Raw genomic sequence first — 24,203 nt, forward strand, 5'->3', positions numbered from 1 at the left:
CTATGCCTACCCTGCGCTCTTTCTTCGCCATCGCCCTGCTGGGCCTGAGTCTTTCCGTCTCCACGCTGCACGCTGCCGAACCGCCCACCAGCGACTCGGTGCAGGCCAGCCTGGACAAGATTGCCGACCGCAAGCTGCCGGAAGCCGACCAGAAAGCCTTGCAAGCCGTATTGCAGGACACCCTGGCCCAGCTCGCCAGCAAGGCCGACTACGAACGCAAGCTGCTCGCCCTCAAGCAACAGTTGGCCAGCGCACCGAAACAGAACATCGAAAACCAGCGTGAACTGGCGCGGCTCAAGAACACCGCCGTGGTCCCCGTGGCGCAGCGCTATGCCAACCTGCCGATTCCCCAGCTCGAGCAAATGCTGACGGAGCGCTCCACCCAGCAGGGCGACCTGCAAAAAGCCCTCGCCGATGCCAACAGCCTGATCATCACCGCCCAGACCCGCCCCGAGCGCGCCCAGGCCGAAATCGCCAGCAGCCAGACCCGCATCCAGCAGATCAACAACATCCTCAAGGCCGGCAGGGACGCCGGCAAGACCCTCAGCGCCGAACAACGCGACCAGTTCAACGCCGAACTGGCGGCCCTCAACGCGCTGATTCCGTTGCGTCGCCAGGAACTGGCCGGCAACAGCCAACTGCAGGACCTGGGCAATGGCCAGCACGACCTGTTGATGGAAAAGATCGCCCGCATGGAGCAGGAAATCCAGGACCTGCAGAACCTGATCAACCAGAAGCGCCTGGCCCAATCCCAGGAGACGGTGACCCAGCAGTCCATCGAAGCCCAGAAGGCCGGCAGCAGCAGCCTGCTGGCAACCGAAAGCGCGACTAACCTGAAGCTCTCCGACTACCTGCTCAAGAGTACCGACCGCCTCAACGAGGTGACCCAGCAGAACCTGCAGACCAAACAGTTGCTGGACAGCGTCACCCAGACCGACGCGGCCCTGGACGAACAGATCAGTGTGCTCAAAGGCAGCCTGTTGCTCTCCAAGATCCTCTACAAGCAGCGCCAGACCCTGCCGCGCCTGAAACTGGACCAGAACCTCGCCGACCAGATCGCCGACATCCGCTTGTACCAGTTCGAAGTCAGCCAGCAACGGGAGCTGCTGAACAATCCGAGCGCCTACGTGGACAGCCTGTTGGCGTCCCAACCGTCGGAGCAAGTCACGCCGCAATTGCGCAAGACCCTGCTGGACCTGGCCCTGACCCGCATCGACCTGCTGGAACGCCTGAGCCGCGAATTGAGTGCGGTGCTCAACGAATCCATCACGCTGCAGCTCAACCAGAAGCAATTGCTCAGCACCGCACAAAACCTGCGGGCGACGCTCGAAGAACAGATGTTCTGGATTCCCAGCAACAAGCCGCTGGATTTCGAATGGATGCGCGGCGTGCCGACGCGCCTGGAAAAGCAGGTCGACTCATTACCCTGGACATCGAGCCTCAGCGAACTGGCCGACGGCCTGACACAGCGGCCGCTGCTGTTCCTGCCCTTGGCCTTGCTGATCGGGGCGCTGCTGTGGCGACGCAAGCATCTCTATGCCCGCTTGAACAAGGTTCACCAGGACGTCGGCCACTTCAAGCGCGACAGCCAATGGCACACGCCCCAGGCGATCCTGATCAACATCCTGCTGGCGATGCCGGTCGCCCTGGGGCTGGCACTGTGCGGCCTTGCCTTGCAGATCGATGCCCGCGGCCAGAACGCCAACCTTGGCGCAGCCCTGTTGCAGATCGGCCAGGCCTGGCTGGTGTTCTATACCGCCTATCGCATCCTGGCACCCGGCGGCGTGGCCGAGTTGCACTTCCGCTGGGAGAAACCGCAGGTCGAATTCCTCCAGGGCTGGATCCGTCGACTCGGGCTGGTGGTACTGGCGCTGGTCGCCGTGGTGGCGGTAGCCGAGTTGCAGCCTTCGACACTGGCCGATGACGTACTGGGCATGCCCGTGGTCCTGACCTGCTACGCCTTGATGGCCTGGTTGCTCAGCCGCCTGCTGCTCAGCAGCCCGACACACCGCAACGCCTCCCTGTTCCGCAGGGCCGTCGGGGTGATCTTCACCGCACTGCCCATCGCATTGTTCGTGGCGGTGTGCTTCGGCTACTACTACACCGCGCTGAAGCTCAGCGACCGGCTGATCAATACCCTGTACCTGCTGATGTTCTGGCTGGTGATCGAGGCCACCTTCGTACGCGGCCTGTCGGTAGCGGCCCGACGGCTGGCCTACCAGCGCGCCCTGGCCAAGCGCCAGGCGGCCAAGGAAGCCGGCGATGGCGAAGCCGTGGTCGAGGAGCCGACCCTGGACATCGAGAAGGTCAACGAACAGTCCCTGCGCCTGATTCGCCTGGCCCTGCTGGGCGGCTTCATCGCCGCGCTGTACTGGGTCTGGTCGGACCTGATCAGCGTGTTCTCGTACCTGGACAACATCACCCTCTACGAATACACCAGCGGCACCGGCGTCAACATGAGCATGGTGCCCATCAGCATCGGCGACTTGCTCGGCGCGCTGATCATCATCGGCATCACCTTCGCCCTGGCGCGCAACCTGCCCGGCTTGCTGGAAGTGTTCGTGCTGTCGAAGCTGAACCTGGCCCAGGGCAGCGCCTACGCCACCACCACGTTGCTGTCCTACGTGATCGCCGGCGTCGGCTTCGTCACCACCTTGTCCACCCTGGGCGTGAGCTGGGACAAGTTGCAATGGTTGGTGGCTGCGCTATCGGTGGGCCTGGGCTTCGGCATGCAGGAGATCTTCGCCAACTTCATTTCCGGGATCATGATCCTGTTCGAGCGCCCGGTACGGATTGGCGACACCATCACCATCGGCAACCTGTCGGGCACGGTCAGCAAGATCCGCATCCGTGCGACCACCATCACCGACTTCGACCGCAAGGACATCATCGTCCCGAACAAGACCTTCATTACCGGGCAGTTGATCAATTGGTCGTTGACCGACACGGTCACCCGGGTAACCCTGAAACTGGGCGTGGACTACGGCTCGGACCTGGATCGGGTCCGGGAACTGCTGCTCAAGGCTGCCCGCGACAACCCGCGGGTACTGAAGGAACCGGAACCGATCGTGTACTTCCTGAACTTCGGCGAGAGTACCCTGGACCACGAGTTGCGCATGCATGTGCGCGATCTCGGCGACCGTAACCCGGTGCTGGACGAGATCAACCGCTTCATCAACCGTGAGTTCAAGAAGGAGCACATCAACATCTCCTTCCGGCAGATGGAAATCTACCTGAAGAACCTCAGCGGCCAGGAATACAAGCTGGTGCCCGCCGAGCCCGAGAAGAAAACCATCACGCCCGTGCCCTCGACCGTAGCCAGCATCAAGCCGGTGCCAGAGCCGCCGCAAGACACACTCGACTGACGCGCGGTGCCACCGGGCATCGCGCTGGAGACGGCCATGAAAACGCTGGAAACCTTGTCCTTCGATAACCGCTTCGCCCGCCTGGGCGACGGTTTTTCCGCCCATGTGCTGCCCGAACCCATCGACAACCCACGGCTGGTCGTCGCCAGTCCCGCCGCCATGGCGCTGCTGGACCTGGACCCGGCCGAAGCCCAGGCGCCGCTGTTCGCCGAGCTGTTCGGCGGGCATAAGCTGTGGGCCGAAACCGAGCCTCGGGCGATGGTGTATTCCGGGCATCAGTTCGGCCACTACAACCCGCAACTGGGTGATGGCCGAGGCCTGCTGCTGGGCGAGGTGTACAACGAAGCCGGCGAACACTGGGACCTGCACCTCAAGGGCGCGGGCCAGACGCCGTTCTCACGGATGGGCGACGGGCGGGCGGTGTTGCGCTCCTCGATCCGTGAATTCCTGGCATCCGAAGCGCTTCACGCCTTGGGCATCCCCACCACCCGCGCCTTGTGCGTGATCGGCTCGGACACCCCGGTGTGGCGTGAAAAGCAGGAGCGCGCCGCCATGGTGCTGCGCCTGGCGCCGAGCCATGTGCGTTTCGGTCACTTTGAGTATTTCTACTACACCAAGAAACCCGAGCTGCATGCAGCCCTTGCCGAACACGTGCTGAACCTGCACTTCGCCGAATGCCGTGAACAACCGGAACCGTACCTGGCGATGTTCCGCGAAATCGTCGAACGCAACGCCGAACTCATTGCGAAATGGCAGGCCTATGGCTTCTGCCATGGCGTGATGAACACCGACAACATGTCGATCCTGGGCATCACCTTCGACTTCGGGCCGTTTGCCTTCCTCGATGACTTCGACGCCAATTTCATCTGCAACCATTCCGATGACCAGGGCCGTTATTCCTTCAGTAACCAGGTGCCCATTGGCCAGTGGAACCTCAGCGCCCTGGCCCAGGCCCTGACGCCGTTCATCAGCGTCGAAGCCCTGCGCGAGACCCTGGGCTTGTACCTGCCGCTTTACCAGGCCCATTACCTGGACCTGATGCGCCGACGCCTCGGCCTGACCCGCGCCGAGGACGATGACCAGAAGCTGGTGGAGCGCCTGCTGCAACTGATGCAGAACAGCGGCGTCGACTACAGCCTGTTCTTCCGCCGGTTGGGCGATCAATCTCCAGAACAGGCCGTCGCCACACTGCGTGACGACTTCGTCGACCTCAAGGGTTTCGACGCCTGGGGCGCCCTTTATATCGCCCGCGTCGGCCGTGAAGGCAGCCTCGATCAGGAGCAACGCCGTGTCCGCATGCATGCGGTGAATCCGCTGTACGTGCTGCGCAACTATCTGGCGCAGAACGCTATCGATGCCGCCGAATCAGGCGACTACGAAGAGGTCCGCCGCCTGCATACCGTGCTGAGCCGCCCGTTCGAGAAGCAGCCGGGCATGGACAGCTATGCGCAACGGCCGCCGGAGTGGGGCAAGCATCTGGAGATCAGTTGCTCGTCCTGAGACGCATTGGACGATGAATGCCCTGTGGCGAAGGAGCTTGCTCCCGCTCGAGTGCGTAGCGCTCGCGTCAAAAAGCTTGGGTCTGCTGCGCAGCCCAGCGGGAGCAAGCTCCCTCGCCACAAAAGCTGTGCCCGGTTTTATTCTTGGCTGACCGGCATTATCCACTCACCCAACCTTGTCGTTCCCCTGCTCGGGCGTCTCGATTCCCGGCTCTGTCTCGGAGACATCCTTGTCAGCCGGTTTGGTCGGCGTTTTTTTCTCGGGGTAGCCGGGCAGGCCGCGGGCGTCTTCCGGGGTCAGTTCGTCTCGTTCGTGGCGGCGATCGGTTGCGTAGGCGGGAGCGGCATTCGGGTCTTCGTCGCGACCGGCGGTGCCGAGCACCCAGCCGTCGTCGTTGGGGTTGTCCTGCGGTGCGCGCGTGACAGGTTCTCGAGGATGGCTCATGGGACCTCCTGGGGTTGCGAACAGATGCGTTGTGGTTTTTTGAGGTCATCTGAGGGCGTCAGTGCGGCGCATCTGATGAATGGCAGCCTTGATAAACCGCCTCGCCGACACCAGATCAGCGTCATGACTGTCTTCTGGAGCCCACCATGCCTGACCCGATGCTGATTCCCTGCCCCCATTGCAACGGGCTCAATCGCCTGGCTGCCGAACGTCTGGGCGACCAGCCCAAGTGCGGGCGCTGCAAGGCCCCGGTGCTATTGGACAAACCGTTCGAACTGAAACAGGGCGACTATGCCAGCCAGATCAAAGGCGACCTGCCGTTGTTGGTGGATGTCTGGGCGGACTGGTGCGGGCCCTGCAAATCCTTTGCGCCGGTATTCGAACAGGCTGCCACGCAACTGACCGGCAAATGCCGCCTGGCTAAACTCGACAGCGAAGCCAATCAGCAGTTGTCGGCACAACTGGGGATTCGTTCGATTCCCAGCCTGATCCTGTTCAGGAACGGCAAGGAGGTCGCGCGCCAGAGCGGCGCGTTGCCCTTGCCGCAGTTGATGAGCTGGTTGCGCAGCCAGGGCATTTGAACCCCCTTCACTGTGGGAGCGAGCCTGCTCGCGATGCGCAAGCACATTCAACATCGAGGTGCCTGTCAGTCCGCTATCGCGAGCAGGCTCGCTCCCACATGGGCGGCAGAGGCCTGTTGATCAGGCGTTTTCCAGCAACCCGTGCAATTCCACGAACTGCTGGGTCAGCTTGTGCCGTGCGTCCAGATGAATCAGCGGCAGGCTGGCCTGGTGGGACTCGCGCATGCGCACCGAACTGCTCAGGTACACCGGCAGTACCGGCAAGCCCTCGGCGATCAGTTCGTCGAGCATCTGTTGCGGCAGGCTGGCCCGGGCCTGGAACTGGTTGACCACGATGCCTTCGATCTCCAGGCCGTCGTTATGGTCCTCCTTGAGCTCTTCGATTTCCGCCAACAGGCCATACAACGCCTGACGGGAAAAACTGTCGCAATCGAAAGGGATCAATACGCGATCTGCCGCAATCAACGCTGAAACCGCGTAAAAATTCAGGGCCGGCGGGGTATCCAGGTAAATCCGGTCGTAGTCCTCGTCCAACTCTTCGAGCAATTTGCGCAGCTTGTTGATCTTGTGCTTCGCCTCAAGCTTGGGCTGCAAATCCGTCAGTTCGGCGGTGGCGGTGATGACATGCAGGTTATCGAACGGCGTTTCGTAGATATCGACCTTGTTCTTCTTTGAAAAGGGTCCGGACGACAAGGTCTGCTTGAAGAAATCGGCAATGCCCATCGGGATATCGTCGCCGGTGAGGCCGGTCAGGTATTGGGTGGAATTGGCCTGTGCATCCAGGTCCACCAACAACGTGCGATACCCTTCGCTGGCGCTGACCGCCGCCAGATTGCAGGCGATGCTGGACTTGCCCACGCCACCTTTCTGATTGAATACCACGCGCCGCATGTCAAAACCTCCGTGTATCAAAGATTCCCGAGTGTAGTAGGCGATGACACCGCTTCGCTACCTTCAGCATGGGTGGACTACAGCGTTAGTGGCTTTTTCCGGTCACTAAGCGTCAATCCGCTCCAAGGATGACAGAAGCATCTGACAGACAGGCTCGACATAATCGCGATAATGAGACGCCCGAGCCGTGACGAACCCATCATCAGGTTTTCCCGCTTATATGTAACCATTGTTTGCTACAAGCCAACGGCACCGGGATAATGCGCGCCATTTGGGTCGCAAGACCATGCTGGGTTGGACGCGGGTCAACCACTGAACCGTGACAATAAGAAGCCCGCAGGGGTGGGATGAATCTTTTGATCAAATTCAATATCGCCCAATGGCGCGCATGGGCCCCTGGGCTCGAAAGCGTGGACGACTGGCAGGCGTGGAGCCGACAGCCGGTGATATTGCCCGTCAACGACGCCGCCCCTGATGTTTCGTTCCTGCCGGCCATGCAGCGCCGTCGTCTCAGCCGCCTGGCGCGGATGGCCTTCAGTGTCGGCTGGCCCCTGGCCGAAGGCCGGCCGGACCTGCCGTTGGTCTTTATTTCCCGCCACGGGGAAACCCCGCGCACCTTCGAGATTCTCAAGGACCTGGCAGCCGACCAACCGTTGTCGCCCACCCAGTTCAGCCTGTCGGTGCACAACGCAGTGATCGGCCTGTGGTCGATCATGCGCAACGAAACCAGCGAGATGACCGCCCTGGCCGCCACAGGCGATGGGCTGGAACATGGCGTTCTGGAAGCTGCCGCGCTGTTGAATGAGGGCGCGCCGGCGGTGCTGCTGGTCATCACCGAAGAACAACCACCCCAGGTCTATGCACCTTGGGTCGACGACGTGCCGTTTCCCTATGCGATAGGGCTGCTGCTGACTCCGGGCGACGACTGGCAACTGGCCTTGTCCACCCCACAGGCTCAACCGTCGGGCAGCGACTGGCCCCATGCCCTGGACCTGCTGCGCACGCTGCTGAACAACGAAACCACCTGCCAACATGCCTGGAAGAATCGCGTATGGACCTGGCAACGCAACCGGTGACAAGCAAGCATCGCGACGCCTATTACTGGCGCCTGTTCGCGACCGCGGCAAGCTTCGCCCTGTTCGGGCTGGGCGGGCTGTGCCTGCGGTTGCTGGTGTTTCCGCTGCTGGCCTGGTGGCCCGGCGATCCCGAGGCCCATCGGCAACGGGCCCGGCGCACGGTTGGGCGGCTGTTCTGGTTCTTCATCCGGTTCATGGCCCGCACCGGCGTGCTCACCTATCAGATCGACGGCGCAGAAAAACTTGGCCGTCCCGGACAAATGATCATCGCCAATCATCCGTCGCTGATCGACGTGGTCTTTCTGATCGGGTTGGTGCGCGATGCCAACTGCGTGGTCAAGCAAAGCCTCTGGGACAACCCCTTCACCCGCGGCCCGTTGCGCTCGACCCAATACATCAGCAACGACGGCAGCATGGACATGCTCGACGCCGCCAGCGACGCCCTGAAAGATGGCCAGGCCCTGATTGTGTTCCCCGAGGGTACGCGCACCCAGCCAGGCCAGGCGCCGGCCTTTCATCGGGGCGCCGCGGCCATTGCCCTGCGGGGTGCGAAAATCCTCACGCCCGTGACCATCAAGGTCAGCCCGACCACCCTGACCAAGGCCGAACCCTGGTACCGCATTCCCCAACGGCGCGTGCACTTCAGTTTCCATGTGGGGGCCGATATAGATCCAGGGGCGTTCGCCACGCTCGGCCCGCCGCCCCTTGCTTCGCGCAGGCTCAACGACTTTTTGCATCACTATTTCATCAAGGAGCTCGCCGAAGATGAGCGATCTGCACCGTGACATCAAACAGCTGATCATCGACGCCCTCGGCCTGGAGGATATCGAGGTCGACGACATCGGTGACCACCAGACCCTGTTCGGCGAAGGCCTGGGCCTGGATTCTGTGGATGCCCTGGAGCTTGGCCTGGCCATTCAGAAACAGTACGGCATCAAGATAGATGCCGACGCCAAGGACACCCGCAACCATTTCAGCAATGTGGCAAGCCTTGCGGCCTTCGTCACTGCAAAACGCGCTTGAGACCGGACCATGCAAACTCGTGACGACATTTTCAACACCCTGCGCGATGCCCTGGTTGAGCTTTTCGAACTGGACCCTGAGCGCGTGACGCTGGAATCGAACTTGTATCAGGACCTGGAAATCGACAGCATCGACGCGGTCGATCTGATCGACCACATCAAGCGCCAGACCGGCAAGAAAATCGCGGCTGAAGAATTCAAGTCCGTACGCACCGTCAACGACGTGGTCGAGGCGGTCTATCGACTGGTCCAACCGGCCGCATGAGCCGGCTGATTGGCCTTGGCCTGCTATTGGCGGGCCTGCTGTACCCCTTTGCGGTGTATTTCGGCATGGAGCACTTCGCCCCCTGGCAGTTCGGCCTGCTGCTGGGTAGCCTGTGGCTGGCCCGGGCATTGCTGGTTGACCGCGGGCCCGGCAATCTCTGGATGGCGGTCGCGGCGATCGTGTTCTGCGGGTTGCTCGCGCTGTTCGATAACCCGCTCCTGCTGCGTTGGTATCCGGTACTGATCAGTGCCTTCATGCTCGGGATGTTCGCCCTGAGCCTGAAATACGGTCCGCCGGTGATCGAGCGCATAGCCCGCCTGCGTGAACCGCAGCTGCCGGCAAAAGCGGTGGTGTATACCCGCCAGGTCACAGTGGCCTGGAGTGTGTTTTTCCTGTGTAACGGTTTGCTCGCCGCCGCCCTGACCCTCTGGGCGCCGCTGAGTTGGTGGATGTTGTACACCGGCCTGATTTCCTACGGATTGATGGGGCTGCTGTTTGCCATTGAATGGCTCATACGACAAAAGGTAAGAGGCCGCCCATGAATTGGATAAAACTTGAGCAGATATTGCTCAAGGCTCAGCCGGAGCGCGCAGTTGCAGTCGATCCGGCACTCAGCCATTCGCAGCTGCGGGACGAGGCGCTGTGCCTGGCCGCTGGCCTGCGCGCTCGCGGTGTACAGCGTATGGCCGTGCACCTGGAAGACGCCGCCGACCTGGCCATCGCCCTGCTCGGTGCCTGGCGTGCCGGGGTGCGCGTCCTGCTTCCGGCCGACCTGCAGGCCCAGACCCGCCAGCGCTGGTCGGCCGAGGTCGACCTGTGGTTGACCGAGCAGCCTGGCGATACCCATCCTGGCGACTTGCGACAAGCCCCCTTGGAGCCTGTCGAGCTGGACCTCGACCAATGCTGGCTGAGCCTGTGCACCTCCGGTTCCAGCGGCGAGCCCAAGCGCATCGAGAAAAACCTGCGTCAGCTGAGCAATGAGGTCCAGGCCCTGGAGGAGTTGTGGGGCGCCGAGCTGGGCCCGGCCTGCATGATTGGCAGCGTCGCCGCCCAGCATATCTACGGCCTGCTGTTCCGGGTCCTGTGGCCGCTGTGCGCGGGACGGCCGTTCGTGCGTCGGCAATTGGCGTTTCCGGAAGACCTGCAACGTGCCAGCCGCGAGCACCCGGTCTTCGCCTGGGTCGCCAGCCCGGCGCTGCTCAAGCGCATGGGCGACAACCTCGACTGGACGGCCTTGAGCAGCGTGCGCCGGGTGTTTTCCTCCGGCGGCGCCTTGCCGGCCGAAGCCGCCCAAAGCCTGCGGCAACGCCTGGGCCAATGGCCGACGGAAATATTCGGCAGTTCGGAAACCGGCGGTATCGCCTGGCGTCAGGGCGAGGAACGGTGGCAGCCCTTTGCTGGCGTCGAACTGAGCCAGGACAGCGACGGCGCCTTGCTGATCGCCTCGCCCTATCTGCCGCCCGGTCATGTGGAACACACCGCCGACGCGGCACGGATTGGCGCCGATGGGCGCTTCGAACTGCTCGGACGCCTGGACCGCATCGTCAAGCTCGAAGAAAAGCGCATCTCCCTGCCGATGCTGGAACAGGCGCTGGTGGCCCACGACTGGGTGAGCGAAGCACGGCTGGGGGTGGTACGGGAAAATCGTGCCTCCCTCGGCGCGCTGTTGGTACTGAGTGAAGCCGGCCTGCGCGCCTTGCGTAACCAGGGCCGTCGCGCCGTGACCGAAGCCTTGCGCCGCCACCTGAGCGGACATTGCGAAACACTGGCCCTGCCACGGCGCTGGCGCTGGCTGCGCCAGTTGCCCCTCAACGCCCAAGGCAAGCTGCCCCAGGCAGAGGTCGAAGCCCTGCTGACGGCACCGCGCGCAAAGACGCCTGACGTACTGGAGCAGGTCGAGACCGACGGCGAATGGAGCCTGCAATTGGTCGTGCCGCCGGACCTGGCGTACTTCAGCGGCCACTTTCCTACTGCCCCGGTGTTGCCCGGCGTGGTGCAGGTCGATTGGGCCCTGAACCTGGGCCGGCAACTGCTGGACCTGCCACCGCGCTTCATCGGGATGGAAGTGCTGAAGTTCCAGCAACTGGTCCGTCCCGGCGATGAAATCCAGCTGCACCTGCGCTTCGACCGCGAGCGCGGCAAGCTGTATTTCGCCTACCGCAATGATACGGCGGCGTGTTCCAGTGGGCGGATTGTGCTGGGGGCGGCTGATGCCTGATTTTCCTGAACACATCGCCCCATTGTGGCGAGGGGATTCATCCCCGCTCGAGTGCGAAGCACTCGCCAACGAATTGTGGTGCTGCACAGGACTTGGGGTCGCTGCGCAACCCAGCGGGGATGAATCCCCTCGCCACAAGGATTCGGTGGAAGGCAAAAGACATGCATAACCCCTGCGCCGTCATCCCCGTCTACAACCACGAAACCGCCATCGCCTCGGTAGTCCAGGCGTTGCTCGCCAACAACCTGCCCTGCGTGTTGGTCGATGACGCCAGCAGCCCGGCCTGCGCGGCGGTGCTGGAGCGGCTGGCGGTCGATGAGCGGGTTCACCTGGTCAGGCTGGCGGTCAACCAGGGCAAGGGTGGCGCCGTCATGACCGGCCTGCGGGAAGCTTCGCGCCTGGGCTTCAGCCATGCCTTGCAGGTGGACGCCGATGGACAGCACGACCTCGATGATGTGAGAACCTTCGTCGACCAGTCCCGCGCCCACCCGCAAGCATTGATCTGCGGTTACCCGCAATACGACGCCAGCGTGCCAAAAGGTCGCCTGTACGCTCGCTACCTGACCCACGTCATGGTCTGGATCAACAGCCTGTCCCTGCAGATCCGCGATTCCATGTGCGGCTTCCGGGTCTACCCCCTGCCGGCGACCCTGGCGCTGATCAACTCGGCGAACATTGGCAAGCGCATGGATTTCGATTCGGACATCCTCGTGCGACTGGCCTGGCGTAACCAGCCGATGCGCTGGCTGCGCACCCGGGTCCACTACCCCCAGGACGGGGTTTCGCACTTCCGCCTGTTCCACGACAACGTGCTGATTTCCAGCATGCACACCCGCCTGTTCTTCGGCATGCTGGTCCGTGCTCCCCTGATTCTCTGGCGACGGTGGCGGGCATGAGTCTTCAGGCAGACAAGCAGCATTGGGCCGATCGTCAGGAGCGCGGCAGTTTCTGGTTGATGAAACTCACCGCGTTCGCCGCCAAAGTGCTCGGCCGTCGTCTGCTGAGCCCGTTGCTGTACGGCATCGTCCTGTACTTCTTCATTTTCGGTCGCAGCGCTCGCCAGGCAGCCTGGCAGTATCAGCAGCGCCTGGCCGACTGGAGCGGCCGTATCGAGCTGCGCCCCACCCACCGGAAAGTTTTCAGACAGTTCATGGCGTTCGCCGACTCGCTGCTGGACAAGCTCGACGTGTGGAACGGCAAGCTGAGCATCGACCAGATCGAAATCGTCGATACGGCACTGCTGCGCAATCACCTGCGTGGTGCCCGCGGGCAGATGCTGGTGGGCGCGCACCTGGGCAACCTGGAAATGTGCCGGGCCCTGGCCGAGTTGGGCGAAAAAGTCACCATGAACGTGCTGGTGCACACCAAGCATGCCGAACAATTCAATCGGCTGCTGGGTGAAGCCGGCGCCACGCACCTGCGGCTGATCCAGGTCAGCGAACTGGATCCGGCGGTGATGCTGCAACTGAGCGAGCGCCTGGAGCGTGGCGAGTGGCTGGCGATTGCCGGCGACCGCGTACCGCTGCACGGCGGGCGCAGCGTGACCGTGGATTTCATGGGGCACCCGGCCGCGTTCCCCCAAGGGCCGTGGCTGATGGCCGGCCTGCTGAAATGTCCGGTCAACCTGCTGATGTGCCTCAAGCACGAGGGGCGCTATCGCGTCACCCTCGAGCCCTTCGCCAATGCCGTGGTGTGGAAACGCACCGAACGCGAGCAAGTGATCGCCCACTGGGCCGGTCGCTACGCCGAGCGCCTGGCGCAGTATTGCCTCCAGGCCCCCCAACAGTGGTTCAACTTTTACCCATTCTGGAAGACCGATGACGATGCCCACTCTTGAGCCGGTAACCTTCGGCGAACGCGCCCTGCGCATCGAAGACGTGCTGGCCCTGGCCAACCGCCAGGCGCCGACACAGTTGCAGGATGACCCGGCGTTCCGCCAGCGCATCGCCAAGGGTGCGCAATTTCTCGACTCCCTGCTGGACAAGGAAGGGGTGATCTACGGCGTGACCACTGGCTACGGCGACTCCTGTGTGGTGGCTGTGCCGTTGCACCACGTCGAGGCCCTGCCACGCCACCTGTATACCTTCCACGGCTGCGGCCTGGGCAAGCTGCTGGATGCCCAGGCCACCCGTTCGGTGCTGGCCGCGCGCTTGCAGTCGCTGTGCCATGGCGTCTCCGGGGTACGGGTTGAACTGCTCGAACGTCTCCAGGCTTTTCTCGAACACGACATCCTGCCGCTGATTCCGGAAGAGGGCTCGGTGGGCGCCAGCGGCGACCTGACGCCGCTGTCCTATGTGGCCGCGACACTCTCCGGTGAACGTGAAGTCATGTACCGTGGCGAGCGCCGGCTGGCCGCCGATGTACACCGCGAACTGGGCTGGACACCGCTGGTGCTGCGGCCCAAGGAAGCCCTGGCGCTGATGAACGGCACCGCCGTGATGACCGGCCTCGCCTGCCTGGCCTTCGCCCGGGCCGACTACCTGCTGCAACTGGCGACCCGCATCACCGCGCTGAACGTCGTCGCCTTGCAAGGCAACCCCGAACACTTCGACGAGCGCCTGTTCGCCGCCAAGCCACACCCGGGACAGATGCAGGTCGCCGCGTGGCTGCGCAAGGACCTGGCGATCGACGCGCCGACCGCGCCGCTGCATCGCCTGCAGGATCGCTACTCCCTGCGCTGCGCCCCCCATGTGCTCGGCGTGCTGGCCGACAGCCTGAGCTGGCTGCGCGCGTTCATCGAGACCGAACTCAACAGCGCCAACGACAACCCGATCATCGACGCCGAAGCCGAGCGGGTGTTGCACGGCGGGCACTTCTACGGCGGTCACATCGCCTTCGCCATGGACAGCCTGAAGAACCTGGTGGCCAACGTCGCCGACCTGCTCGACCGCCAACTCGCCCTGCTGGTGGACGCGCGCTACAACCATGGCCTGCCAAGCAACCTGTCCGGCGCCAGCGCCGAGCGGGCGATGCTCAACCATGGCTTCAAGGCCGTGCAGATCGGCGCCAGCGCCTGGACCGCCGAAGCCCTGAAAAACACCCTGCCGGCCAGCGTGTTCTCGCGCTCCACCGAGTGCCACAACCAGGACAAGGTCAGCATGGGCACCATCGCCGCCCGGGATGCGATCCGCGTACTGGAGCTGACCGAACAGGTCGCCGCCGCGACACTGCTGGCGGCCAACCAGGGCGTGTGGCTGCGCAGCCGTGCCGAAGACGCGCGACCGCTGCCACCGGCCCTGGCCGCCATGCACGAACAACTGGCTACGGATTTCCCGCCGGTCATCGAAGACCGCGCCCTGGAAGGCGAACTGCGCCTGTGCCTGCGACGCATCGCCGAGCAACATTGGAGGCTGCATGCGTAGCCAGGGCGTGCTGCATGTCGAAACGCAGATTGTCGTACCGTTTTTCGATGTCGATTCGATGCACGTCGTCTGGCACGGCCACTACGTCAAATACCTGGAAGTGGCCCGCTGCGCCTTGCTCGATGAGATCGGCCACAACTACAACGACATGCTCGCCGCTGGATACGCGTGGCCCGTGATCGACCTGCAACTGCGTTACGTGCGCAGCGCGGTGTTCGGCCAGGCCCTGACTGTGCGCGCCAGCCTGGTGGAGTGGGAGAACCGATTGAAGATCAACTACCTGATCAGCGACACGCTCACCGGCGAACGCCTGACCCGTGCCAGCTCGGTGCAGGTGGCCGTGGACGTCACGACACGCGAGATGCTGCTGGCCTCGCCCAAGGTGTTTGTCGACGCCGTCGAAAGGAAACTGTCATGAAGCGCCTGTCCCTCTGGTTGCTACTGTTCTGCCTGTCGCCCCTGGCCCAGGCCTTCGACTTGCAGCAACTGAGCGAACAGCTGGCCCGCCCGGATGTCATCCACGGCCAGTTCATCCAGGAAAAGCACCTGCGCGCCCTGCCCCAACCGCTCGTCAGCAAGGGACATTTCGTGCTGGCAAAAAAACAAGGGCTGCTGTGGCTGCTGCAGACGCCGCTGCAACAGGATTACCGCATTACCGCCCAGGGCATCGCCCGACGGGACGGCAACGCCTGGCAAATGTTGCCGAACAAGAGCGCCGGCGCCGAGCAGAACCGGCTGTTCCTGGCCGTGTTGCAGGGCGACAGCAGCGGCCTGCTGCGGGACTTCGAACTGAGCCTGTCGGGCGAGCCGCAACAGTGGAAACTGACCCTGACCCCGCGTTCGGTGCTGCTCAAACAGGTGTTCAACCAGATCAACATCGACGGCGGCGAGCTGGTGCAGCGCATCGAGCTGCTGGAAACCCAAGGCGACCGCACGGTGCTGCGCATGCAGGATAGCGTCGCCACGCAACCCTTGAGCGAAGCGGAGCAACATGACTTTGCCGAGTGAACGCAGCCTGCCACGGCTGTTCCTGATCCTGCTGCTGGCGGTGCTGGCGCTCGCCGGCTGGCAATGGCGCAACGGTGCACCACTGTCGGTCAATCTCATGGAGCTGGTGCCGGGCACGTCCCCCGATGCCCTGGAGCTTGTCGCAGAGCAGCGCATGCAGGAACCGCTGAATCGCGAGGTGCTGGTGCTGGTCGGTCATGCCGACCGCCAGCAAGCCATCGCCCTGGCGCAAACCCTTGGCGAACAATGGCAGGCCAGCGGCCTGTTCGATAAGGTCCAGTGGACGCTGCAAGCCGATTTGCCGGCGCTGCGTACGCAATTGCTGAACGGGCGCCTGGCGATGCTCTCGGTTGCGGACCGTCAGCAACTGATCGAGCAGCCCCAGGCGTTCATCCAGCAGCGGGTGCAAGCCCTGTTCGACCCGCTCAGCGGCTTCAGCCTGGTACCGAGCCAGGATGACTGGCTGGGCCTGACCGGGCGCATCCAGAACAGCCAGCCCCAGCGCGGCGCGATACAGCTGGATGTGGGCAGCGGTGCATTGATCGCCGATGCCGACGGCAAAAGCTGGGTGATGCTGCGGGCTCGCACCCAAGGCAACGCCTTCGACATGAACCTGCCGCTGCAAGTGGCCGATCTGCTGCAACGCAGCCGTGACCAGGCGAGCCAGGCCCAGGGCCAGCTGTTGGCGGCCAGCGGCCTGCTGTACGCCGCCAGCGGCCAGCAACAGGCCTCCAGGGAAATCACCTGGGTCGGCGGTGGCGCCACCGTCGGCATTCTGTTGCTGTTGTTGCTGGCCTTCCGACGCCTGCGGGTATGGCTGGCGTTCCTGCCGGTGCTGGTGGGCATGCTGTTCGGCGCGGTGGCCTGCGTGGCGCTGTTCGGGCGCATGCATGTCATGACCCTGGTGCTGGGCTCGAGCCTGATCGGCGTGGCGGTGGACTATCCGCTGCACTACCTGTCCAAGAGCTGGAGCCTCAAGCCCTGGCGCAGCTGGCCGGCCCTGCGCCTGACCCTGCCGGGGCTGAGCCTGAGCCTGGCGACCACTTGCATCGGCTATCTGGCCCTGGCCTGGACGCCCTTTCCGGCCCTGACCCAGATCGCGGTATTTTCCGCCGCCGGGCTGCTCGGCGCCTACCTGACGGCGGTCTGCCTGCTGCCAGCGCTGCTCAAGGGCACCGACCTGCGTCCCGCCCAATGGCCGCTACAGTTCTGCGAACAGTTGCTCAAGGTCCGCGAAGCACTGCTGGCCCGGGTTCCCACGCCGATCCTGCTGGCGTTGCTGCTGATTTTCTGCGCCGGTGGGCTTTGGCACCTGAACACGAAGAATGACATCCGCCAATGGATCGGCACGCCCCAGCACCTGACCGACGAGGCCCGCGACATCGCCCGTATCACCGGTTTCCAGCCCACCAGCCAGTTCTTCCTGATCCGTGCCGATAATCAATCCCAACTGCTGGAGCGCCAGACCGCCCTCAACGAACGGCTGGACCAGTTGATCGGCCTGGAAAAACTCCAGGGCTACCTGTCGCTGAACCAACTGGTCAGCCCGCCGGCCGAGCAGCAAAAGGTACGTGAAGCCCTGGCGCGGCTCCCGGCGTTCTGGCAACCGCTGCTGGATCTCGGCGTGCCGGTCGCGGCCTTGCAGGCGGAGCTGGCCCAATTGCAGGCCTTGCCGGTGGAAGACATCGATGCCGCCCTGTCCGGTCCGTTGGCCGAGCCGTACCGTCCCCTCTGGCTCGGCCCGACGGCGCAAGGCGTGGCCGCGATGGTCAGCCTGCAAGGCTTGAACGATGCGGCGCTGCTGCGCTTGCAGGCGGTGGATCTGCCCGGTGTGCAATTGGTGGATCGCCTGGGCGATCTGAACCGGGTGTTCGCCGCCACACAGATCAGCGCCGCCGAGCTCAAGCTGGCTTCCTGCGTACTGATCGTGCTGGTATTGATCTGGCCGTTCGGCGCCAGGGCAGCGTTGCGCATCGTCGCCCTGCCGCTGCTGGCCGCGCTGTGCAGCCTGGCGAGCCTGGGCTGGCTGGGGCAACCGCTGACGCTGTTCAGCCTGTTCGGTCTGTTGCTGGTGACGGCCATCGGCGTCGATTACGCGATCCTGATGCGCGAGCAGATCGGCGGCGCCGCCGTGAGCCTGCTGGGCACCCTGCTCGCGGCGGTCACCACGTGGCTGTCGTTCGGCCTGCTGGCGCTATCCAGTACGCCGGCGGTGAGCAACTTCGGCCTGGCGGTAAGCCTGGGGCTGGCATTCAGCTTCATGCTGGCGCCGTGGGCCGGACGCCAGGCGCATGCAACACCTGTGCTGGAACCCGCCCAATGATGATTACGCCCTCTTCACACTCGAACATCGCTGCCTCGGCAAGGAGTCCAAATGCCTGCAACTGAAATGGAACGTCGCCAGGTCGTCATCATCGGCGCGGGGCCGTCCGGCGCCATCGCGGCCGCACTGCTCAAGCGCAAGGGCCACGATGTGCTGGTCATCGAACGCCAGCATTTCCCCCGGTTCTCCATCGGCGAGAGCCTGTTGTCCCATTGCCTGGACTTCGTCGAAGAGGCCGGCATGCTCGACGCGGTGAATGCCGCCGGCTTCCAACGCAAGAACGGCGCGGCCTTCGCCTGGGGCGAGCGTTACAGCGCCTTCGATTTCGGCGACACCTTCAGCGAAGGCAAGCCCACCACCTTCCAGGTACAACGCGCCGATTTCGACAAGCTGCTGGCCGACCAGGCCGCATTGCATGGGGTGGAAATTCGCTACGGCGAAGCCATCGCCAGGGTCGATTTCAACCTCGCCAAGCCGCAACTGGGCGTGCAGCGCGAGGACGGCAGCGAATATCGGATCGAGGCCGATTTCGTCCTCGACGCCAGCGGCTATGGTCGAGTGCTGCCGCGCTTGCTGGACCTTGAGGCGCCGTCGAACTTCCCGGTGCGCCAGGCCGTCTTCACCCATGTCGAGGACCGCATCGATGCGCCGGCCTTCGACCGGGAGAAAATCCTCATCACCACCCACCCGACCCAGCGCGACATCTGGTTCTGGACCATTCCGTTCAGTGGCGGGCGCTGCTCGGTTGGCGTGGTCGCGGCGGCGGAACATTTTGCCGGCCGCACCGACGACCTCGACGCCTGCCTGCGGAGTTTCATCGATGAGACTCCCAGCCTCGCCAAGGTGCTGGAGAACGCCGTGTGGGACACCCCGGCACGGACCATCGGCGGCTACTCGGCCAATGTCAAAACCCTGCATGGTCCAGGTTTCGCCCTGCTGGGCAACGCCGCGGAGTTCCTCGACCCGGTGTTTTCCTCCGGCGTGACCATCGCCATGCGCTCGGCAAGCATGGCGGCCGACGTGTTGCATCGTCAGTTGCAAGGCGAAAGCGTGGACTGGCAAAGCGAATTCGCCGAACCACTCAAGCGCGGCGTCGATACCTTCCGCTGCTACGTCGAGGGCTGGTACGCCGGCACCTTCCAGGACGTGATCTTCTATACCGAAGGTTCTGCCGATATCCGCCGCATGATCAGCTCGATCCTGGCCGGTTATGCCTGGGACCAACGCAACCCGTTCGTCAGCGAACCCAAGCGTCGCCTGCGCATGCTCTCGGAAATCTGTGCGAGCCCGGCCCCATGAACGAGATGAACTACCTCAGCGACAACTACGTCGAAGAAACCCGCTTCGGCTTCTGGTTCCTGCGCAGCCACACCTGGCAGCACCATGTGCTGCGCGTGGCGATCAATGACCTGCGCAACCTGTTCAGCGCACCATTGCCGGCCGCCCCGGTGCTACTGGATGCCGGTTGCGGCCAGGGCAAATCGTTCCAGTACCTGCGCCAGGCGTTCACGCCACAACGGCTGATCGGCGTCGATGCCGATCCCCACAGCCTGGCGCTGAGCGCCGAAGAAGCGGCCCGCCAGGGCATGGCCGTGGAGCTGGTCGGCAGCGACTGCGCAACCCTGGCGGTACCGGATGCCAGCGTCGACCTGCTGTTCTGTCACCAGACCTTCCATCATCTGGTGGAACAGGAAAAAGCCCTGGCCGAGTTCTATCGCGTGCTCAAGCCCGGCGGTTATCTGATGTTCGCCGAATCCACCGAGGCCTACATCGATACCTGGGTCATCCGCTGGCTGTTCCGCCATCCCATGCATGTACAGAAAAGCGCCGCGCAGTACCTGGAGATGATCCGCCGGCAAGGGTTCCAATTCGAAACCGGCAACGTGTCCTATCCCTACCTGTGGTGGAGTCGCGCCAAGGACTTCGGCCTGCTGGAGCGTTTTGGCCTGCGCCGCCCCCGACCGTTCGGCGAGCGGGAGGAAACCCTGGTCAACGTCGTGGCCCGCAAGCCCGTCGAAGGGGTTGGCACATGATCCGTACCTGCCTCGGCGGCTTGCTGATCGGCTGCCTGTTGCTGCTCGGCGCCTGCGCCAGCCACGCGCCACTGCCCGAGCGCACGCCCACCCTGGCGCTGCCGCTGCAGTTGCACATCGAGCGACAACTGGCCGGGCAGCGCCAGGACTGGCTGCTGGTGATCCAGCGCGAAGACACCGGTATTCGCTGGTCGATGATGGATCCGCTGGGTATTCCCCTGGCCCGTCAGCGCCTGATCGACGGCCAGTGGCAAGCCGACGGCCTGCTGCCACCCAACGCCGAAGCGCGGGAGCTGTTCGCCGCGCTGCTGTTCGCCCTGACGCCTGAAACCGAGCTGTCCGGCAATTACCCGAGCGCCCGGCAACAGGCTGCGCAACGAACCCTGGACTCCCGCTGGCAGGTGCGTTACCAGCAGCCAATGGACTTCCAACTGAACCTGCCCCAAGGCCCCCATTACCGCATCACACCGCTGACCGAGAGCGCGCCATGACCGCCTATTTGAATGCCCTCGGTGTGATCTGTGCCCTGGGCCGCGACAAACATGAAGTGGCGCGCAACCTGTTCGCCGGCGATTGCTCGGGCCTGCGTGTCGAAGCCGGGTGGGTGGCCGAGCGTGCCCTGCCGGTGGCCTCGGTGACGGGTGCTCTGGCCCCCATCCCCGAAACCCTGGCCGCCCATGGCAGCCGCAACAATCAGCTGCTGCTGGAAGCCGGGTTGCAGATCCGTGCCGAGATCGACCGGGCCATCCAGGCTTACGGTGGTGCGCGCATCGGCATTGTGCTGGGCACCAGCACCTCGGGGATCGACGAGGCCAGCCAGGGCATTGCCCATTACCTGCGCGAGCAGCGCTTCCCGGACGGCTACGACTATCAGCAGCAGGAACTCAGCGCGCCGGCCAATTTCCTCTCCGACTGGCTCGGCCTGAGCGGCCCGTCCTATGTGATCTCCACCGCCTGCACTTCCAGCGCCCGCGCCTTGATGAGCGCCCGGCGCCTGCTCGACCTGGGCCTGTGCGATGCGGTGCTGTGTGGCGGGGTGGACAGTCTGTGCAAGCTGACCCTCAACGGTTTTTCGGCGCTGGAAGCGGTATCGGACGAACGCTGCAATCCGTTTTCGGTGAACCGCAGCGGCATCAACATCGGCGAGGCGGCCGTGCTGTTTCTGATGAGCAAGACGCCGGGCAATGGAACGCCGATTGCCTTGCTCGGTGATGGCGCCAGTTCCGACGCCCATCATATTTCCGCCCCGGAACCCAGTGGCCGCGGCGCTCGCCAGGCCATGGAAAAAGCCTTGCTCTGCGCGGGCCTCGCGGCCAGCCAGATCGACTACCTGAACCTGCACGGCACCGCCACGCAACACAACGACGCCATGGAAAGCCATGCGGTGGCCGGCCTGTTCCCCCACGGAGTACCCTGTTCCTCCACCAAACCCATGACCGGCCACACCCTGGGCGCGGCCGGCGCGTTGGAAGCGGCCTTCTGCTGGTTGAGCCTGAGCGCGGAAAACCCTGACCGGGCGCTGCCGCCTCATGTCTGGGACGGCCAGGCCGATCCTGCTCTGCCGGCCCTGGCCTGGACCCGCGCCGACAGCCGCCTGAACCCGACCGGCCCCCGTCGCCTGATGAGCAATTCGTTTGCCTTCGGCGGCAACAACGTCAGCCTGATTATCGGAGATGCCCCATGATTGACTGGCCACTCGCCGAGCTGCTGCCCCACGCAGGCGACATGATCCTCATCGACCGCGTCGTCGCCTTCGATGACGAACAGATCCACACCCATGCCACCATCAAGCCCGGTGGCTTGTTCAACCGCGACGACGGCAGCCTGCCAGCCTGGGTCGGCATCGAGCTGATGGCCCAGAGCGTCGCCGCTTTTGCCGGTTGCCATGCGCGTCGACGCGGGGACGCCGTTGAACTGGGCTTCCTGCTCGGCACCCGCAAGTTCGAATGCAACGTCGACTGTTTTCCTGCCGGCACCGAACTGGACATCCGTGGCGTGCGCTCGCTGGAAGACGACAACGGCATGGGTGTATTCGAGTGTCATATCGAAGCGCCCGGCATCCATGCCACGGCCCGGCTCAACGTGTTCCGTCCGCCGCAGTCCGCCCATTACCTCCATGAACCGTCCGCAACAGGAAACCAGCCATGACTGAATCCGTACTGGTCACCGGCTCCAGCCGTGGCATCGGCCGCGCCATCGCCCTGCGCCTGGCCCAGGCCGGGCATGACATCGTGCTGCACTGCCGCAGCGGTCGTGCCGAAACCGAAGCCGTCCAGGCCGAGATCCAGGCCCTCGGTCGCCAGGCCCGGGTCCTGCAATTCGACGTGTCCGACCGTGCCGCCTGCAAAGTCATCCTCGAGGCCGACGTCGAAACCCACGGCGCCTACTATGGCGTGGTGCTCAACGCAGGCCTGACCCGCGACGGTGCGTTTCCAGCACTGAGCGAAGACGATTGGGACACGGTGATGCGCACCAACCTCGACGGTTTCTACAACGTGCTGCATCCGGTGATGATGCCGATGATCCGTCGTCGCGCCGCCGGACGGATCGTCTGCATCACTTCGGTTTCGGGGCTGATCGGCAACCGTGGCCAGGTCAACTACAGCGCATCGAAGGCCGGACTGATCGGTGCGGCCAAGGCGTTGGCAATCGAGCTCGGCAAGCGCAAGATCACCGTCAATTGTGTCGCGCCAGGACTGATCGACACCGCCATGCTCGATGAAAACGTACCCGTGGAAGAACTGATGAAAATGATTCCCGCCCAGCGCATGGGCACTCCGGAAGAAGTGGCCGGCGCGGTGAACTTCCTGATGTCCGCCGAGGCCGGCTATATCACCCGGCAGGTCCTGGCCGTCAACGGAGGCTTGTGCTGATGAAGCGCGTCGTCGTCACCGGCATGGCCGGCATCACTTCCGTGGGCAGCGATTGGGAGACCATTGCCGCCAACTTCGCCGCCAACCGCAGCGGCATCCGGCGCATGGACGAATGGGACCGCTTCACTGAACTGAACACCCGCCTGGCCGGCCCCATCGACGATTTCCAGGTCCCGCCCCACTGGACGCGCAAGCAGCTGCGCAGCATGGGCCGGGTCTCGCGCCTGGCGGTCGCCGCGGCGGAACAGGCCCTGGCCGACGCCGGCCTGTTGGGCGACGAGTCGATCAAGGACGGGCGCATGGGCGTGTCCTGCGGCTCGTCCACCGGCAGCACCGACGAGGTCAAGGCGTTCGGCAACATGCTGCTCAACAGCGTGGCCGAAGGCCTGAACGCCAACTCCTACGTGCGGATGATGCCCCATACCACGGCGGCCAATATCAGCATTTTCTTCGGGCTTACCGGACGGATGATTCCCACCTCCAGCGCTTGCACCAGTGGCAGCCATGGCATCGGCTATGCCTACGAGGCGATAAAGTTCGGGCGCCTGCCGTTGATGATTGCCGGCGGCGCGGAAGAACTGTGCCCGACCGAAGCGATGGTCTTCGATGCGCTCTACGCCACCAGCCTGAAGAACGATGCGCCGCAGACCAGCCCGCGCCCTTACGACAAGGGCCGCGATGGCCTGGTGATCGGTGAAGGTGCCGGCATGCTGGTCCTGGAAGAACTGGAACATGCCCTGGCCCGCGGTGCGCGGATCCATGCCGAAATCGTCGGCTTCGGCAGCAACGCCGACGGCCAGCATGCCACTCGTCCCGAGCTGGTCACCATGCGCCGGGCCATGGAGCTGGCCCTGGAAGATGCGGGCCTCGAACCCTCCGCCATCGGCTACGTCAACGGGCACGGGACCGCCACCGAACAGGGCGACATTGCCGAAACCCTGGCCACCAGCAGCCTGTTCGGTGAACACATGCCCATCAGTTCGCAGAAAAGCTTCCTGGGTCATACCTTGGGTGCCTGCGGGGCATTGGAGTCCTGGTTCAGCATCGAGATGATGAACCGCGACCGGTATGTGCATACCTGCAATCTCGACGAGATCGATCCTCAATGCGGCCAGCTCGATTACCTGCGCAACGAGTTCCGGTCGATGAGCAATGAGTACGTGATGAATAACAACTTCGCCTTTGGCGGGGTCAACACTTCGTTGATCTTCCGTCGCTGGCGCTGACTTCCCTCCCCTCTGG

General features: G+C 63.9%; 24 protein-coding genes. 22 read left to right on the forward strand and 2 right to left on the reverse strand.

Going from position 1 to position 24,203, the window contains the following annotated elements; all coding sequences use genetic code 11:
• Positions 1 to 2 precede the first annotated feature (2 nt).
• Positions 3 to 3,365: a mechanosensitive channel MscK gene (mscK, locus tag N005_RS06500; protein WP_047700446.1), complete on the forward strand. Its 3,363-nt coding sequence runs from the start codon at positions 3 to 5 to the stop codon at positions 3,363 to 3,365.
• 36 nt (positions 3,366 to 3,401) lie between these two features.
• Positions 3,402 to 4,865: a protein adenylyltransferase SelO gene (gene selO, locus N005_RS06505; protein WP_047700447.1), complete on the forward strand. Its 1,464-nt coding sequence runs from the start codon at positions 3,402 to 3,404 to the stop codon at positions 4,863 to 4,865.
• A gap of 165 nt (positions 4,866 to 5,030) precedes the next feature.
• On the opposite strand, the gene N005_RS06510 is transcribed toward selO, so the two are convergent.
• A complete protein-coding gene (locus tag N005_RS06510; RefSeq protein WP_047700448.1) occupies positions 5,031 to 5,309 on the reverse strand; it encodes a hypothetical protein in 279 nt (92 codons plus the stop codon).
• Positions 5,310 to 5,455: 146 nt separating this feature from the next.
• Between N005_RS06510 and trxC the strand changes: the two genes are divergently transcribed.
• Positions 5,456 to 5,890 carry a thioredoxin TrxC gene (trxC, locus tag N005_RS06515; protein ID WP_047700449.1) on the forward strand — a complete coding sequence of 145 codons (435 nt, stop codon included), beginning with the start codon at positions 5,456 to 5,458 and terminating at the stop codon, positions 5,888 to 5,890.
• Between the two features lie 120 nt (positions 5,891 to 6,010).
• Here trxC and N005_RS06520 read toward each other — a convergent pair whose 3' ends face one another.
• Positions 6,011 to 6,781 carry a ParA family protein gene (locus N005_RS06520; RefSeq protein WP_047700450.1) on the reverse strand — a complete coding sequence of 257 codons (771 nt, stop codon included), beginning with the start codon at positions 6,779 to 6,781 and terminating at the stop codon, positions 6,011 to 6,013.
• A gap of 347 nt (positions 6,782 to 7,128) precedes the next feature.
• Between N005_RS06520 and N005_RS06525 the strand changes: the two genes are divergently transcribed.
• The 19 genes from N005_RS06525 to N005_RS06615 all read left to right on the forward strand — a co-directional run bounded on the left by N005_RS06525 (position 7,129) and on the right by N005_RS06615 (position 24,187).
• Positions 7,129 to 7,857: a beta-ketoacyl synthase chain length factor gene (locus N005_RS06525; RefSeq protein WP_047700451.1), complete on the forward strand. Its 729-nt coding sequence runs from the start codon at positions 7,129 to 7,131 to the stop codon at positions 7,855 to 7,857.
• Positions 7,833 to 8,642, forward strand: a complete 810-nt coding sequence (locus N005_RS06530) for a lysophospholipid acyltransferase family protein (protein ID WP_047700452.1) — start codon at positions 7,833 to 7,835, stop codon at positions 8,640 to 8,642. The genes N005_RS06525 and N005_RS06530 overlap by 25 nt, the downstream gene beginning before the upstream one ends.
• Positions 8,623 to 8,880 (forward strand): phosphopantetheine-binding protein, encoded by a 258-nt coding sequence (locus N005_RS06535; RefSeq protein WP_024779865.1) that lies wholly within the window; start codon positions 8,623 to 8,625, stop codon positions 8,878 to 8,880. Before N005_RS06530 ends, N005_RS06535 begins: the two co-directional genes overlap by 20 nt.
• Before the next feature lie 9 nt (positions 8,881 to 8,889).
• Positions 8,890 to 9,144, forward strand: coding sequence for an acyl carrier protein (locus tag N005_RS06540; RefSeq protein WP_030140951.1), 255 nt, complete (start codon positions 8,890 to 8,892; stop codon positions 9,142 to 9,144).
• Complete coding sequence (locus N005_RS06545; RefSeq protein WP_047700453.1) at positions 9,141 to 9,686, forward strand: COG4648 family protein; 546 nt, start codon at positions 9,141 to 9,143, stop codon at positions 9,684 to 9,686. The genes N005_RS06540 and N005_RS06545 overlap by 4 nt, the downstream gene beginning before the upstream one ends.
• Positions 9,683 to 11,362, forward strand: coding sequence for an ApeI family dehydratase (locus tag N005_RS06550; RefSeq protein ID WP_047700454.1), 1,680 nt, complete (start codon positions 9,683 to 9,685; stop codon positions 11,360 to 11,362). The genes N005_RS06545 and N005_RS06550 overlap by 4 nt, the downstream gene beginning before the upstream one ends.
• Before the next feature lie 161 nt (positions 11,363 to 11,523).
• On the forward strand, positions 11,524 to 12,258 hold the full coding sequence (locus N005_RS06555; protein WP_047700455.1) for a glycosyltransferase family 2 protein: 735 nt from the start codon (positions 11,524 to 11,526) through the stop codon (positions 12,256 to 12,258).
• Complete coding sequence (locus N005_RS06560; protein ID WP_047700456.1) at positions 12,255 to 13,199, forward strand: lysophospholipid acyltransferase family protein; 945 nt, start codon at positions 12,255 to 12,257, stop codon at positions 13,197 to 13,199. The genes N005_RS06555 and N005_RS06560 overlap by 4 nt, the downstream gene beginning before the upstream one ends.
• Positions 13,180 to 14,724 (forward strand): HAL/PAL/TAL family ammonia-lyase, encoded by a 1,545-nt coding sequence (locus tag N005_RS06565; RefSeq protein WP_047700457.1) that lies wholly within the window; start codon positions 13,180 to 13,182, stop codon positions 14,722 to 14,724. Before N005_RS06560 ends, N005_RS06565 begins: the two co-directional genes overlap by 20 nt.
• Entirely contained in the window at positions 14,717 to 15,142 is a 426-nt protein-coding gene (locus N005_RS06570; protein WP_047700458.1) for an acyl-CoA thioesterase, read from the forward strand. The genes N005_RS06565 and N005_RS06570 overlap by 8 nt, the downstream gene beginning before the upstream one ends.
• Entirely contained in the window at positions 15,139 to 15,732 is a 594-nt protein-coding gene (locus N005_RS06575; RefSeq protein WP_047700459.1) for an outer membrane lipoprotein carrier protein LolA, read from the forward strand. Before N005_RS06570 ends, N005_RS06575 begins: the two co-directional genes overlap by 4 nt.
• Positions 15,716 to 18,055, forward strand: a complete 2,340-nt coding sequence (locus N005_RS06580; protein ID WP_047700460.1) for an MMPL family transporter — start codon at positions 15,716 to 15,718, stop codon at positions 18,053 to 18,055. Before N005_RS06575 ends, N005_RS06580 begins: the two co-directional genes overlap by 17 nt.
• 51 nt (positions 18,056 to 18,106) lie before the next feature.
• Positions 18,107 to 19,354, forward strand: coding sequence for an NAD(P)/FAD-dependent oxidoreductase (locus N005_RS06585; protein WP_047700461.1), 1,248 nt, complete (start codon positions 18,107 to 18,109; stop codon positions 19,352 to 19,354).
• A gap of 5 nt (positions 19,355 to 19,359) precedes the next feature.
• A complete protein-coding gene (locus tag N005_RS06590) occupies positions 19,360 to 20,088 on the forward strand; it encodes a class I SAM-dependent methyltransferase (protein ID WP_047701014.1) in 729 nt (242 codons plus the stop codon).
• Positions 20,085 to 20,579, forward strand: coding sequence for a DUF3261 domain-containing protein (locus N005_RS06595; RefSeq protein ID WP_047700462.1), 495 nt, complete (start codon positions 20,085 to 20,087; stop codon positions 20,577 to 20,579). Before N005_RS06590 ends, N005_RS06595 begins: the two co-directional genes overlap by 4 nt.
• Positions 20,576 to 21,772: a beta-ketoacyl-[acyl-carrier-protein] synthase family protein gene (locus N005_RS06600; RefSeq protein ID WP_047700463.1), complete on the forward strand. Its 1,197-nt coding sequence runs from the start codon at positions 20,576 to 20,578 to the stop codon at positions 21,770 to 21,772. Before N005_RS06595 ends, N005_RS06600 begins: the two co-directional genes overlap by 4 nt.
• Positions 21,769 to 22,236, forward strand: coding sequence for a hotdog family protein (locus N005_RS06605; RefSeq protein ID WP_047700464.1), 468 nt, complete (start codon positions 21,769 to 21,771; stop codon positions 22,234 to 22,236). Before N005_RS06600 ends, N005_RS06605 begins: the two co-directional genes overlap by 4 nt.
• Complete coding sequence (fabG, locus tag N005_RS06610; protein WP_047700465.1) at positions 22,233 to 22,961, forward strand: 3-oxoacyl-ACP reductase FabG; 729 nt, start codon at positions 22,233 to 22,235, stop codon at positions 22,959 to 22,961. The genes N005_RS06605 and fabG overlap by 4 nt, the downstream gene beginning before the upstream one ends.
• On the forward strand, positions 22,961 to 24,187 hold the full coding sequence (locus N005_RS06615; RefSeq protein WP_047700466.1) for a beta-ketoacyl-ACP synthase: 1,227 nt from the start codon (positions 22,961 to 22,963) through the stop codon (positions 24,185 to 24,187). The genes fabG and N005_RS06615 overlap by 1 nt, the downstream gene beginning before the upstream one ends.
• Positions 24,188 to 24,203: the final 16 nt, after the last annotated feature.

The organism is Pseudomonas mediterranea CFBP 5447, from assembly GCF_000774145.1.
In the GTDB taxonomy this organism is placed as follows: Bacteria; Pseudomonadota; Gammaproteobacteria; order Pseudomonadales; family Pseudomonadaceae; genus Aquipseudomonas; species Aquipseudomonas mediterranea.